At 70.7% G+C, this 14,967-nt stretch carries 3 protein-coding genes; all 3 read right to left on the bottom strand.

Going from position 1 to position 14,967, the window contains the following annotated elements; all coding sequences use genetic code 11:
• Positions 1-156 precede the first annotated feature (156 nt).
• Genes ADL12_RS00250 through ADL12_RS00240 form a run of 3 tightly spaced genes read right to left on the bottom strand, consistent with a single transcriptional unit; the run spans position 157 to position 14,738 of the window.
• Complete coding sequence (locus tag ADL12_RS00250; protein WP_062697120.1) at positions 157-1,017, bottom strand: hypothetical protein; 861 nt, start codon at positions 1,015-1,017, stop codon at positions 157-159.
• A 57-nt stretch (positions 1,018-1,074) separates the two neighbouring features.
• Positions 1,075-3,759, bottom strand: coding sequence for a right-handed parallel beta-helix repeat-containing protein (locus tag ADL12_RS00245; RefSeq protein WP_062697118.1), 2,685 nt, complete (start codon positions 3,757-3,759; stop codon positions 1,075-1,077).
• The gene (locus ADL12_RS00240) at positions 3,756-14,738 is read right to left on the bottom strand and encodes a hypothetical protein (protein WP_062697116.1); all 10,983 of its coding nucleotides are present in this window, start codon (positions 14,736-14,738) and stop codon (positions 3,756-3,758) included. The genes ADL12_RS00245 and ADL12_RS00240 overlap by 4 nt, the downstream gene beginning before the upstream one ends.
• Between the last annotated feature and the right edge of the window lie 229 nt (positions 14,739-14,967).

Raw genomic sequence — 14,967 nt, 5'->3', positions numbered from 1 at the left:
CTCCCGACGACGTGCCATGCCCCGATGCATGGCGGCTCCTGACTGTGCACGGCCTGCGCGCGTTGCGGAAGATCCCTGCCGCGTTTCCACACGCAACACCCACAACGCCCCTCACCTGTGAACCTCCAGGCGGGCGGCCCGGCCGCAGCCTTCGGCTCAGAAAGCGCCCTTGCGGAACTCGGTGGCCGAATCGGTCGACGTGGCCGTGACGTTGTAGCGGTCGCCGCCCGCGTCACGCCTGCCCTGGTTGTGGTTGTACTGGAACTTGAACACGTAGGTGCCGGGCTCCAGCGTGTTTCCGGACTTCAGCGTCACCACGTAGTCCAGCTCGCCGCTGTTTCCCCCGGTGGCCACCGAGATCTTGTCCCCGAGGGAGCTCCACGTCCCGGTGCTCGACACACCGCCGGTCTGGATGATCTTCACGACCACCTTGAGCGAGGTGAGGGGCTTGGTGGACTTGACGGTGACGGTGCTCTGGTCCCAGTAGTCGTTGGTGTCGGAGTCCACGCTGCCGTCCGACCACAGGTAGCCGGTCGTCGTGGCCGACTGGGTGCCGCGGTCCGTCGAGGAGGAGGTCTCTTCCTCCTGGCTGCCGCTGCCGCCGCCCGAGGTGTCCCCCGAGTCGGACTTCACAGTGGGCGCGGCCCCTGCACCGCCCGCTCCGCCTCCGCCCTGCACGGGCACATAGACGATCTCGGGGTTCTTCTTGCCGCTGTCCTCCGCCTTCGGGGACGGCACGACCGTCGGCTTCTCGGCGTCATCGGCAGGTGTCTTCGCCTCGGGAACCTTCTTGTCGGCCGCGGTGGTCACCTTGTCGGAGTCGCCGGCGCTCCAGTCGATGGCGGAGACCACCGAGGCGGACCCGGCGATCACCAGGACCGCGGCCGCGGAGCCGCCGACCGCGCTCCAGACCCGGCGGCCGGGCAGGAAACCCCTCAGCGGCGTGCGGGCCTTCCGGGCGAACAGATCAGCGAACTCGCCGTCCGAGCGGTCGGGGCGAGCGGGACTCTGCGGCATGAATCGGGTCCTTAACGAGGAGTGAGGTTGACCGGGGCGGGTAAAGCGGGCCTGCGCCTACGGCAGGTCGTCCGGAGTCAGGGTCATCAGGTCGGACTCGGAGACGTCGGACAGCTCTGCGACGCGGTAGGCCTGACGCTCCGTCATCGCCTGGAACAGCTGGCGGGCCGCGCGGCCGTTGCCGAATCCGCGCTCCCGGGGCAGCGTGTCGAAGTGGGCGGTCAGGGCCTCGCGGGCGGTCGGCGTGAGCTCGTACTGGTGTTGTGCGGCCTGGTGCTCCACGATGCTGACCAGTTCGGCGGAGCCGTAGTCCTCGAAGAGCAGCGTGCGGTTGAAGCGCGAGGCCAGACCGGGGTTGGAGCGGACGAAGACCTCCATCTCCCGTGGGTATCCGGCCACGATCACCACCACGTCGTCGCGGTGGTCCTCCATCAGCTTCAGCAGGGTGGCGATGGCTTCCTGCCCGAAGTCGTTGGTGCCGGCGTACTGGGTGAGGGAGTAGGCCTCGTCGATGAAGAGGACACCGCCCCGGGCCTGTTCGAAGACGCGCGTGGTCTTGGGGCCGGTGTGGCCGACGTACTCGCCGACCAGGGCGGAGCGGTCGGCCTCGACCAGGTGGCCGCGGTCGAGGAGGCCGACGGCGGCGAGGATACGGCCGTAGAGGCGGGCGATGGTGGTCTTGCCGGTGCCGGGGTTGCCGGTGAAGACGAGGTGGCGGCTGAGCGGGGGCGCGGCGAGGCCCATGTCCTCGCGGCGGCGCACGGTCTGCATCAGTTTGACCAGGGACGACACGTCGTTCTTGACCCGCTCCAGGCCTGCCAGTCCGTCGAGTTCGGCGAGCAGGTCCTCCAGGGTGTCCTCGGCGGGGGCGTCGGTCTCCCGCGCGCTGGTCGCCGCGGCCGTGTCCCCGCCCGCGGTGGACGGCAGCGCCTCGGCGCGGCCGGTCGGCAGGGCGGGGTGGGTCACGTTGCGTGAGACGCAGTCGTCGAACACCGGACGGGCTCCCTTCTCCGCGGCGACGTCCTCCTCGGCATCCCGCACCACACAGCCGCGCAGCACGGGCGCGCTGCCCGCCGCCATGTGGACGGCCGGGAACGCCTCGCCGTCGTTGCCGGCGCCGGCGAAGACGCACTCTTCGAAGGTGCCGCGCGCCTTCTCGCCGACGAACAGGCTGTTCTTGCCGGTGCGGGCCACGGTGACGGCCCGGACGCGCGGTTCGGCCGAGGGGCCGAGGACCAGTCCGGAGCCGGTCGCGTCGCGCACCGTGCAGTCCTCGATGTTGGGGGTCGCGCGCTCCCCGATCACCAGGCCCGCGGTGCCGGTGCCGCTGATCCGGCAGTCCCGCAGCACGGCCGACGTGCCGGTTCCGCAGGTGATGCCGGCGCGTTCGGCCTCCGTGACGTCGCACTCCTCCAGGACGACCGTGCCGGTGGACTCGGCGTTGATCCCGGTCCGGCCGCGCAGCACGGACAGCCCGCGCACCCGCGCACCGGCCGCGGCGTCGATCTGCAGTCCCGACAGCCCGCAGTCGCTGATGCGGACGCCCTCGACGGTGAGCTCGGCCCGGTCGGTGGCCCGGACGCCGTGCTCGGGGGTGGAGCCGATGCGGCAGGCGGTGAGCGACAGCCGGGAGTCGTCGCAGGCGTGCACGGCGCTGAAGCCGCAGTCCTGCACATCGCTCGATGCCAGGCTCACCTGCGAACGGCCGCCCGCCAGCAGCCCGTTGGCCCGGCTGCCGTGCACCGAGGTGCCCGCCGCGGACAGCCGGGCGTTGCCCCGGGCCACCAGGCACGAGCCGTGCGGCCGGTCCACCTGGCAGTCGACCAGTACGGCCCTGCTGTCGTCGTCGGCGGTCACCCCGGGGCCGGAGCCGTCCCGCAGGCGGCAGTTCAGCAGGAGCACGTCCCCGGCGCCCGAGACGGCCACTCCGTCCGCGCCGGTGCCTTGTATCCGGCAGTCGGCGAGCACCACTCCGCCCTCTGTGCCCGCCGGGCGTTCCAGGGCCTCCCCGGGGCGCGGGGAGCTCCCCAGGACCCGGACGCCTTCCCCGCCCGTCTCCTCCACCTGGCACTCCAGCGCGGTCACCGTCGCGTCGTCCTCCACCAGCAGTCCGCTGCGGCCCGGGGCGGTGATACGACAGTCACGGAGCACGGCCCCGGCCCGTCCCCGTACGCGGACTCCGGAGCCCGTGACCTGGCGGACCGTCAGCCCTGTGGCCTCCGCGGCCGTGGCGGAGCCGAGGACGACACCCGTGCCGTCGATGTCCTCGACCACCGTGTCGATCAGCTCGGTCGGACCGGTGGTGTTCGCGTGCACCCCGGCCAGGGCGGCACGGAAGATCCGGCAGCCGCGCAGGGTCAGCGAGGCATCGCCGCCCGCCTCCAGCCGGCCGCCGGAGATCTCACAGCCGTCCAGTTCCAGGCCGCCGGCGGCCACCAATACGGCAGGCAGCGCCGGGTCCTGGCCGGTCAGCGCGATGCCGTCGACGCGGACGCCGGGGGCGGTGATCTCCAGGACCGGTCGGGCGGGGTCCGCCGCCAGCAGTCGTACGGCATGGTCCGGCCCTTCCTCCGGCAGCAGGCTCACCGCACGGTCCAGGACCAGCACCTCGACATAGTCGCCGGGAGCGATACGGATCTCGTCGCCCTCGGCCGCGGCGCGTACGGCGGAGGTGATGCTGCGGTGGGCGCCGCGGCCCTTGGGGGCGACCCGGTGCACGGTGCCGGTGCCGGTGGCGGTCACGGGAGCTCCAATCCCTCGGTGAGAGCGGCGGGTTGCTGCTCCCGTGGTGGCTGCGGTGGCGGGGTCGGAAACGCCCGGCCGGGGCTGGGCAGGTTGTTGCCGTTGTCCTTGTCCGCCTGGGTGATCTGGAAGGTGAGGTACCGGGACAGCGCGGACTCGGCCCAGTTCATGCCGAGTTCGCCGAGGCCGCCCTTGTGGAAGACCCGGGAGCCGGTGGTCAGGTGCCAGGCGTTCCGCGCCAGACCCGTGGTCACGCCGCTGAACAGGGAGCCCGCAGCTCCCCACCCGCCGGCCAGCAGCGCGTCCGTGCCCTTGACCTCGTTGCCGTTGACCCCGAACACCGCGGCGCTGATCGCGTTGCTGACGAACCCGCTGAGCGCGCCGGTGGCGAGACCCACGGTGTTGGCGTAGGTGGCGCTGCGCCAGCGGGTGGGCTTTTCGAAGGCGGCCCAGTCGGTGACCCAGTCGTCGGTGTTGCCCTGCATCGACTGCTTGGGGTGCGCGCCCCAGTCGCGCGCGCCCATGGTGGTCTTGAAGTAGCCGAGCCGGGTCTGGTTGTACAGCGTGTTGAGGCCGCCGCTGAAAGTGCCGCCGACTCCGCCGGTGAGCAGTGCCTTGAAGACATCCTCCACCTTGAGGTTGCCGTTGTTGGTGAGCTCGGTGATCAGCAGGCTGGCGGTGAAGTCCGTGACGAAGCCGGTGCTGAACGTGGTCAGGAAGCTGCGGAGTTCGCGCTGCCACATGGGCATCTCGACGGACTCGCCGTTCCTGACGCCCCGGAACAGACCGTGCCACGGGTCCTGGACCTCTCGCAGATAGCCCAGGACCTCGATGTCGGCGCCGCGGTAGTCGAACTCCCGGCCGATCAGCTGCCAGCCGCGGTCGCCGGGCAGGCCGACATCACCGCCGACCTTGGGCAGGACGCCGGCCAGGTAATGGGGGATCACGGCCGGGCCCGACATGCTCAGCCGGCCGAAGGCGTCGGTCTTGTAGATCCGTCCGTCGAAGACGCGCTGCTCGACAAGGTGGCCGTTCTGGTACTCCCGCCACTGGCCCCACTGCTTGTCGACCTCGCGGTAGCGGACGGGATCGCCGTCCACCTTGACGCGCTCGCGGAAGACCTTGCCGAGGTCGTACTCCTTCCAGACCTCCCGGTCCACGCGAACCGTGCTCGGCGTCTCGAAGTGGCGCGCGGAGTGGGCGAGCAGGTCGCTCAGCGTCCCCGTGGTGAGCGGGGCCGGGGGTGCCGCGGGCGGCTCCGGGGCGACGATCTCGTACGCGTACTCGCGGACCCGGCCGCCGTCCCTGCTCCGGACCACCTGGTCGTCGATCAGGTCCCGCCAGCGGCCCTTGGCGACGTCGTCGTAGACCCGGACGCCTTCGGAGTGGACCGTGCCGTCGGCGGCGGTCTTCGTCCACTTGAAGGTGCCGTCGGGCTGCCTCATCGCGTCGACCCAGGAGGCGGCGGCGTCGGTCGCGTTGCGCTCCCGGACCACGTTGCCCAGCCGGTCGAGGTCGACGAACGAGTCGTCCCAGGTCCGTGAGTAGAGGGAGCCGCGGTTCTGCTTGCGGACGCCCTCGTCGAGCACGGTGGCCGGATTGGCGGAGTCGTACGTCTTCCATGTCCAGCTGGTGCGGTAGGGGCTGCCGGACGACTCCACGAACACGTCGCCCATCCGGTCGCGCCGGCCGGTGACGTGCAGCAGCGAGTTCTTGTCGACCCAGATGCCGGCCCGCTCGTGGCCGGCGAGGTCCGTGACGGCCGGGGCCTCGAAGAGGTACTCGCGCGTCCCGGTGCCCTCACTGCGCAGCCGGACGCGTTCGACGCCCTCGCCGTCGGTGAAGATGTCCCGCCACTGCCCGGAGCTGTCCACGTGCCGGGTGCCGGTCAGCTCGTTCGTCGTGTCCCGCCAGTGCAGTTCGTACGCCTCTCCCCGGCGGTACTCGGGAAGCTGCGCCCAGCGCGTGGGGTCGTCGGCGCTGCGCCCGATCTCGATGACGCTGCCGTCGTCGAGCTTGCGGGTCTCTCGCACGACCCGGCCGAACTGGTCGATGTCGACCCAGTTGGAGCCGGAGGGGTTGAGCCGGACGCCGGTCACCGTGGTGCCGTCGGCGGCGGTCTGGGTCCAGTGGCTGACGCGGTTCAGGGAGTCGCCCGCGAACAGGTCGCGGAAGAAGCCGTCGAACGGGCTGCGGCCGGCCGCGGACTTCCACATGAACGCGGGCGGACGCTGGTCGGCGAACCGCTTGACGAGCAGGCTGCCGCCGTCGGCCAGCGTCTCCAGGCTCTCGATCTGCGCGTTCGCCGGGCCCTGACCGACGTACGTGTCGGTGTCGATGCGTGTTCCGGCGGGAGCGTGACCGGGCAGCAGCGAGTGCTCCTGGTACATCCGGGAGCCGTGCAGCCCGCCGAACGGCCAGGTCTGGGCGCGCCGTTGGGCCACCGTCTCCAGTCCGGTCGCGGGGTCGACGAAGGTGTCCCTGAAGCCGACGTGGTTGGCGCTCCAGTGCCGGGTGCCGGACAGCGCCTCGGCGCCCTCCTTGTCGAACCGCGTCCAGGTCCAGTGCCCGTCCACGCCCTTCTCGGCGCGCACGAGGCCGCCGTCGATGGCCTTGTGGTAGGTGCGCACGTCGGAGGTGTTGAGCAGGCGCCAGGAACCGTCCGGCACGTCGTGGTAGGTGCGCTGGTCGGGGTCCCCGATGCGCTCGCCGCCCCGGACCCGGGTGCCCGCGCTGTCGAACTCGGTCCAGCGGGCGTGGCCGAAGCGGTCCCGGGCGATGTGCAGGGTGTTGCCGTTCTTGAGGACCTCGCGCTCGAACAGGGTGATTTTGCCGGGCTCCTTGCCGGTCAGCTTGAACTGTCCGGTGGGGGACGTCTCCAGCGTGGCGGTGTCGAAGCGGCCGGTGAACGGGGTGTTGTCGCCGTTGACGCGGACGCCCTTGCCGGTGACGTGGTCGATGTTCCAGTACGAGCCGGTGGGTTTACCGCCCTTGCCGCGGATGGCGACGGTCTCCTCCAGCAGCCTGCCGCCGCTCGCGTCGAAGACGGTCCGCTCCAGGGCCGGGGTCCCCGGTCCGGTGTGGATCAATGCGATCCGGCCGTCGTCGAGCCGCTCCGCGCGCAGGGTCAGGGACGGATGGCCCGCCGTGTCCAGGACCTGGGGCACCCCGTCCGGAGCGCCCGCCTCGAACCGGAACACGCCCCGGTCGCCGACGAGTTGGACGTCCCTCAGGGCGAGCGTGCCCTCGGGGCCGTAGTGCCACTTCGTCGTGCCGGCGGCGTCGGTGAGGGTGAAGCCGCCGCGCACGTCGGTCGGGAGGCTCGGGTCGAGACGCGTGACGGTGAACGCGTCGTCGGCCACGTGTGTGCCCACGAACTGGAAGGAGTCGGGGGTCCAACCGCCCTGGGCCGTGCGGCCGGTGAGCCCGAGCTTGGTCCCGTCGAGCTCGGCGGGGCCGCCCCTGAGGAACACCTCCTGATAGAGCAGCTCGCGATTCGGGCCGAAGCCCGTAGTCAGGTCCGTCGGTGTGTGCGTGACGGTGAAGCGGCTGCCGCCCGGGCCGCCGTGCAGCGTCGGCGTGACGGTGAAGTCGCCGAAGACGCGGCTGCCGCCGCCCTGCAGGTCCTCCAGCCGCGTCGCCAGGGGCAGGTTCAGGTACTCCCGCATGACGGTGGCGGCGCCCTGCCGGATCCCCTCGTGGGCCTGCGCGGTCATGTGGCGGAGCTGGTCCTGGAGGAGTTCGGGCCTCAGCCCGGGGAACCTGTTCAGCAAGTCGGTGGCGTCGTCCGCGAGCTGCCGCACATGGAGGAGGTCCAGGTTCTGGAGGGCATGGGCGTCGGGTGCGGCATGCAGGAACTCCATGGCTCCGGCGATGGACGACAGGTCCGCCGCCGGCGCGTTCTCGGGCAGGGCCCGGATGCCCGATGCCTCGTCCAGGGTGCGCTCGAAGAGCTGGGAGATGTCGGTGAGGCCCTCGTCCAGGAGGCCTCCCTCCGGGATGGAGTTGAGCGGGAATCGCTCGGACACCGGGTCGACCAGCCGGGTCGGCTGCGCGTCGCGTGCCCCCTCGGTGAACCGCAGGAAGCCCGAGCCGTCACGGGCCGGCAGGTCGCGGAAGACGAGGGCCCCGCTCCGGTCGAAGTGGAAGCGGCTGCCGGTGATCGTGTCGGTGAGGGTGAAGCCACCGGGCAGCCGCCCGGCGAGCGCGTCCTCCACGCCGGTGAACTCCAGCGACCTGATGGAGCCGGCAGGCCGGATCAGATCGACCTGGACGGCTCCGTCCACCTCGTTGACGGTGACCGACAGCCGCAGGTCGGAGGGGAGTCCCTCCCCGGTGAGCAGGGTCTCCCGGCCCAGGAAGGAGCCGTCCCGGGCGAAGGTCCATGTCCTGTTCCCGGCCGGGTCGGTGATGGCGAACCTGCCGCCCCTGAGCTGTTCGACCGTGAAGTCGGCGCCGCGGACCGTCCCGTCCGCCGCTGGGGCGCGGTCGAGGAGTTCGAGGCGGAACGTGCCCGGTGCCGTGTCGGTGGACGGTACGCGCACCAGCCGTATCTCAAGGTCCGCGAGGTCGTCCGCGCCCGACAGCCTGATCCCGGGTGCCCGCTCCAGGAGCGCCGTCCAGTACTCGTCCGGGTCCAGGAGCGCCGTCCAGTACTCGTCCGGGGCTCGCCAGATCACCTGCTGGTCGAGATGGGGCAGGTCGTCCGGGCCCAGCCGGGCGAGCCACGGGTCGCCGTGCTGTCCCATGGCGTCGAACAGCCGCAGGACGGCGGATTCGTCCAGGCCGGGCAGGCGCAGCTCGGCACCGAGGGACAGGCCGGTGACGTCGGACACCGGATGCGTGCCGCCCGATGCCTCGTCCAGGGTCCGCTCGAAGATCTGGGCGAGGTCATCCAGGCCCGAGGAACCGCCCAGGTCGTCGAGGCGGACGGGCGGGACGTCGGGGGCACCCTCGGTGAAGCGCAGGAATCCGGAGCCGTCGCGGTCCGGGACATCGCGGAAGGTCAGGTTGAGGTCGGCGTCGTAGTGGAAGCGGCTGCCCGTGATCGTGTCGGTCAGGGTGTAGCCGCCCGGCAGACGGTCCTGAAGCGACCGGTCGATCGCCGTGAGCGGGAACGAATCGGTGACGCCGCGGGGACCGACCAGCCCGACGATCCTGGAGGTCACACCGTCCGTCATGGTCGTGGCCGTGGTCCTGAACCACAGCCCGGACGGCAGCCCCAGATCGTTGTCGACGAGCGCCGTCTCTCGGGCGAGGAACTCGCCCCCGGCGCTGAACTCCCAGCGGGTGGTGCCGGCCGGGTCGGTGACGCGGAACGCGCCGCTGTCCAGGCGCTCCACCGTGAACCGCGGCTGCGGTCCCGCCCCGTGGGGTGTCGGGGTGGCCTGTGTGACATCCAGCCGGAACGTACCGGGCAGGCCGTCGGCGGCGGTACCGCCGCCGATCCGGAACTCCAGCCCGGCCAGGTCGCCCACGCCGGACAGCAGCACGTCCTGGAACGGGGTCAGGCGGGTGAGGGACAGGTCGGTGGGCAGCGTGACGTCCGCCGGACGGGCGACGGTCAGCGCGTCGGCATCGGACAGCTCGATCCGCGGGAGGCCGGTCGCGACGCCGTCCAGGAGGCTGTTCTCGGGGACGGAGTTCACCGAGAACCGCTCGGACAGCGGGCCGCCGAAGTCGTCGAGGGCCGTCAGCGGGCCGAGGTTCGTGTCCGGCACGGTCGTCCCGGCCGTGTCCAGCCGTATCGGCGGGGCGTCCGCCGGGAGGTCCACGAACCGGCCGGCGCGGTCGAAGAAGAACCGGTCGCCGTTCGCCAGGTCGGTCACCGCGAAGCCCCCGGCCGGCAGCCGCCCGGCCGCGTCACCACCGGGCAGCCGTACGACGGAGAAGGCTCCGTCGCCCACCCCCGGCGCGGCCAACCGGAGGGTTGGCACCATGTCACCGCCCGGCCCGCGGGTGAACGTCGTGATCAGCCGTGCGTCGGCCGGCGCACCGCCGACGTGGCCGGCCAGCCGCACTTCCTCGGACAGCCATGTGCCGTCGAGGTCGAACCGGGCGGTCCAAGCCCCGTCCGGCGTCCCCACCCTCACACCGGTGACCACGCCGAACGCGCCCCTGACCGGGTCGACCACCACACCGGTACCGGTCAGCCGGCCCCCGTCCGGACCGACCACCCGCGGCAGCGAGCCCATCTCGGGGGCCGCGTCGAAGCGCAGCAACACGTCCCGGCCCGGAACCCGCATGTCGAGGAACTCCAGGGCGCGGTCGGCGGTGTACTGCAGGCGTACGTCTCCCAGCGCGTCGGTGAGCGTGGCGCCGCCTCCGGGACGCGGTACGCTCTGCCACTCCATGCGGACGCCGTTCTGCCCCGGGTCCGTCAGGCGCAGCTCGCTCATGGGCTGCGGCGCGTCGAAGCGGTTCAGCCCCGGCAGCGTGTCGGCGAGCACTGCCTTGCCGTCCGGGCCGAACCTGGTGGTGATGCCGTCCGGGGTGGTGACGGTGTAGACGCCGTCGACCACGTCCACCCTGGCATCGGGAACCACGGTCCCGGCGTCCGTCTTGACGACCCAGTTGAGGTTCTCTCCGGGCTCCAGCGTGATCCACTGACCGTTGGGCAGCCCCAGCTCGTCCGTCAGCCGCAGTTCTCCGATGCGCAGTTCCAGCGGCCAGCTGCCGGAGTTCGTGCCCGCGGGGGTGCGCCACTCGACGAGGGCGGGTTTCACCTCGAAGTCCGTCTTGACCGTGTCCGACAGACGGAGGTTGCCGGCGGCCTCGTCGAGGCCAGGGAGCGGGCCCACCGACAGCGCGTCACCGGTGCCGGAGGAGACTGCCGTCCTGGGGTACGGACCCTCCAGATAGCTCTTGGGAATCGTGCCCTTGATCAGCCATTCCTGATCGCGGGTCGTGTTGAGCAGCACACGGACGTCCGAGACGAACCTGCCGGCCTTGGCCGGATTGACGTCGTGGCTCTTGAGGAAGTTCAGAACGTCCTGCCGGGAGCTGTTCCCGGTGAGCTCGGAGGTGAAGTCCAGGCGTTTGCCGATGGCCCTTTCGATCTGGTCGGAGATCAGCCGCTGCAGGTCCCGGGCCGGGAGGATGCCCACATCCGGCAGCCGTCCGGCCTTGATGTCCACGCCCAGCTTGTAGGCGTCAAGGGTGAACTCCATGTCGCCGTAGACCTTGTGGTTGCCGATTTCGGCGAAGGAGGTGAAGGGGCTGTTGCTCTTCCGCGTGGCGTTCTCCGCGCCGGCGACATGCTGGAACGCGGTCGTCTTTCCTTCCGGGTTGGCGGGGATCATGCCGCCGTCCGGATCGAAGTACGACTTGCGCAGCCCCTTGAGGTCCTCCTGGAACATGTGGAAGTCGTCCTGCCGGACGAGCTTCACCCCGCGCAAATCCTCGAGCTCGACGTGGGACATGTAGAAGTCGTCCGACTTGAGGACCGGCTTCGGCACCTCCACCGGAGGCAGCCCGGATCCGGAGGCGCGGCCCGCCGATTCCAGTGCGTTCGTGGGGGCCGTGAGTGGTGTGCTCGGTGCGGCCGGTACGTTCTTCAGGGAGTCGACCGTCGCATACGGGCCCTTCAAGTAGTTCGAGGGGATGACGCCCTTGATCAGCCAGGTGTTGTCCCGGCGCACCTGCAACAGGGTCTTGATATCGGCGGTGACCTTGGTGGCCATTCCCTTGGTGACGCCGTTCCTGGCCAGGAACTCCTGAATCTCCTTGTTCCCGGTCGTGTGGGTGAACGTCGACGGGACGTCCAGGTCGGGCACTCCGGTCTTGATACGGATCTCGTCGAGGATCTCGTCCTGGACCTTGGTGGTGGACAGGATCTCGATGTTCCTGACGTTCTCGACCCCGGCATGGATGTCGTTCCTGAGGGCGATGAGATCGAGTCCGATCTCCTGGTCGCCGTAACTCCTGACGATGCTGCCGGGTGGGGAGAAGGCCGTGAACGGACTGTCCGCCTTGAACGCCTTGGCATTGGCCGTCGTCACCGCCTGGAGCGGTGTGATGGTGCCGTCGATCTTGACCGGTACGAGGCCCTCAGCGGTCAGGTGGGTCTTCATACCGGACTTGGGAGTGGACGTTTTCGCGAAGTCCATGTCCTGCCGCACCAGCCAGTGGACCTGCGGCACGGCCGGTACGTCCACCTGCACCGGATCGGCGCCATGGACCATCGACGGGCCCGCCGGCGCCTCTGCGCGCACCGGGACGTCGACGCCTGCAGGCGCGCCGTCCGGGCCGAATCTGGTGACGATGCCGTCGGGGGTGGTGACGGTGAACTGGCCGTCGACCACCTCCACCCTGACGTCCGGGACGATCCCGGCGTCCGTTCTGAGTACGTAGGTGAGCTGCTCTCCGGGCTCCATCGTGATCCACCGCCCGGTGGGCTGCGCCAGGTCGTCCAGCAGCCGCAGTTCACCGGTGGGCAGGTGCGCCGCCGGCCCGTCCAGGCGGGCCATCATCACCGTGATGTCCTGGCGGACAGTGTTGAGGTTCGTCCCGAGCCGGTCGAAGTCGAGCCGCGCCTCGTTGAACTTCAACTCGGCAGCGCTCAGGTCCAGTTCGGCTTCCGCGCGGCGCAGCGGCGGTATGTCCGGCAGCTCGGCGACCTGCGAGAGCTTCTGGCCTGCCGTATCCAGGTCCACAGCGGCGTTCTGGGCGCGGACCCAGGCCTGGAAGCGGTCGGTGCCGGTCTTGCCCACGGCACCGCCGGTGATGATCTCGCGCAGGGTGAGCGGGGGGAAACCCGTCTGCGCGGTGACCGGCTTGGTGACGAGGTCGGTCTTCAGCGGCCCCATCCCCAGCAACTCCCGTGCGCGGCCCATGTCGCCGGGGCTGTCCGGGAGTAGCCGGGCCAGCTCGTCGAGCTTGAAGCCGAGGCGCGTCGGCGAGTCCGGTCCGGTGAACTTCCCCACCAGCGGGCCGGTGCCCAGCTCGTCGGGGTCCATGACCCGGATCGTCACTTCGTCCTTCAGCCCGACATGGACGTTCACCGGGTCGATCTTGCCGATGCGCAGGATCACCCCGTCCTTGGTGATGCCGACGAGGTCGATCTCACCGTCGAGGATCTTGCGCAATTGGACGGTGGTCAGGCCGCCGAACTTGCCGTCGATGCTGAAGGGCGCCAGCTCCGCCAGCTCGTCCATGGGTTTCAGCAGGCCGGCCCCGGTGCGGTCCAGGCCCGCGAAGGCGTCCAGGTCGCGCAGCCGGGTGACCGCGCTCTGCGGCTGCTCCAGCAGGACCGACCGCGGGCCGGTGCCGGTCGCGCCCAACTCGTCCAGGTCGTCGAGGGTGTTGAGGGCGTTGCGGAACTGCGGGGGCAGCAGTCCACCGGCGCCCAGGTCCGCCACATCGATGCTTCCGTTGCGCAGCAAGGGGCCGAAGCGGGAGCCGAGAGCGTCCAGGTCGCTGAAGGCGACCGGCTCCACGAGGTCGTCGAAGGTGCTGGAGAACCGGCCCGAGGGCATCCCCGGAACGCGGGGCAGGGAGCTCGCACTCGTCGAGCGTGGCAGCGCGGTCGGCGGGGGCATGAACTCGGTCAGTTCGTCGACCGCGTCGTCCCAGGCCGGGGTGCCGGGTACGACCAGCTTGCCGGATTCCCCGAGCGGCCTCGTGGCTTCGGGGGTGAGCAGCCCGCGGCCGGTCGTCGCGGCCAGGTCGCCGGCGACAGAGCCCGCACCCCTGCCGAGCGTGGTGCCGATCGGGGGCTTCCTGAGCAGGCCGCGTTCGAGGATGCCCATGCGGAAGGCGCCCCGGAAGCCGAACCTGGCGAGCTCGGAGTAGCGCAGCGGCAGCAGCGCCGACACCACGAAGTCGAAGGCCCGGCCCACGTTGGTGATCGCGTATACGCCCAGCCGTCGGCCCATGCCACCGCCGACGAACCCGGTGGCCATGAAGAAGTCGCGGCGCAGCGCGAACCGCCCCCACCGCACCGCGCCCCTGGCGAACCCGCCGGCCATCCGCATCGCGCTCGAGAAGGCCCTGGGCGTGCCGGCGAGGAAGCCGGGCAGCCGGGACATCCCGGTGAAGAACATGCGGCCGCCCGCCTGCGACAGCTTGAGCAGACCCTGGCCGGTCAGGGTGGCCAGCGTCCGGGGCGCCATCAGCAGCCTGCCGGCCTGCAGCAGCATGCGGCCGCCCGAGGAGAGGCCCCTGCCGGCGCCCCTCAGGCCGAGACTGAGGCCGGACTTGAGCATGCGCATCAGTCCGCCGGCCGTGGTGAGGCCCTTGGTCGACGGGAAGAGGATGCCGAGGACGGCAAGGCCGAGGGCAAGGGCGCTCGTCTTGCCCTGGGCGTAGTCCGCCAGTGCCTTGAAGAAGAGGACCGCGCCCAGGCCGAACGCCAGCAGCCCCAGTGGGCCGCCGACGATGATCGCCACGATCGAGACCACGATCGTGAGGATCTCCAACGCCTTCCAGAACCCCTCGACGAACCTCTTCCAGAAGCTCTTCTTCGGCGGCTTGATGGGCGAGGACACCATGTCGGCCGCCGTCCGAAGGGCGTCCTCCAGGATCTTGGCCTCGCCGGTGATGAAGTCGACCTCGGCCTCGACGTCGTTCTTCGCCGCGGTGAGTTCCGCGGGGGGCGGGGCGTCCTTCCCCACGAGGCCGGCCGGGGGGATGGCCACCGCGCCGCCTCGCTCCGCGGCGCTCTCGGCCCGGCCCTGGGCCTCCCGCAGGGCGTTCGCGTACCTGGCCGTGGCCGAGGCCGCGAGGTCGAAGGAACGGTTGACGTTCGCCATGAACGTCTTGAGCGACTCCTTCACATACTTGCGCAGGGCGTCCGCCGTCTGCCCCTCGAAGCCGCCGCCCGACGCGGTGCCCAGCATGTTGTCGAGCCCGGCGTCGACATCACCGGCCAGGTCCCGGAGTTGGCGGAACTCCCGGGTGACGCCGTCGATGACATCAGGGTTCCCGGCGACAGGGTTTCCGTCGTACCCAACTTGATTCCAGTCGCCAGGGCTGGCCACGGGTCCTCCAAGGTGTCCAGGACCGCGAGGGTCGGCGGCTCTGCATGCGGATGACTTCCTGGTGACGTATTCAAGGGGATCAGCAGTTCAATGAAGTGACGGATACCACATACCTGCTGGTCAGTAGGGTGCCGGGCGAAATTCATTTGAACCTTTCGGGTCCGTCTCTGCGTCTACAGGGCGGATACGACGACGCCGCTCGTTCGATATCGCGAACATCCGTGTTTCC

It is taken from the genome of Streptomyces regalis (genome assembly GCF_001509475.1).
In the GTDB taxonomy this organism is placed as follows: domain Bacteria; phylum Actinomycetota; class Actinomycetes; order Streptomycetales; family Streptomycetaceae; genus Streptomyces; species Streptomyces regalis.
The sequence above is the reverse complement of the archived record's forward strand: the minus strand, read 5'-3'. Positions and strand labels throughout refer to the sequence as shown.

Coding starts and splice junctions, on each gene's coding strand:
- ADL12_RS00250 (WP_062697120.1), bottom strand. CDS start 1,017: ATGCCGCAGAGTCCCGCTCGCCCCGACCGCTCGGACGGCGAGTTCGCT.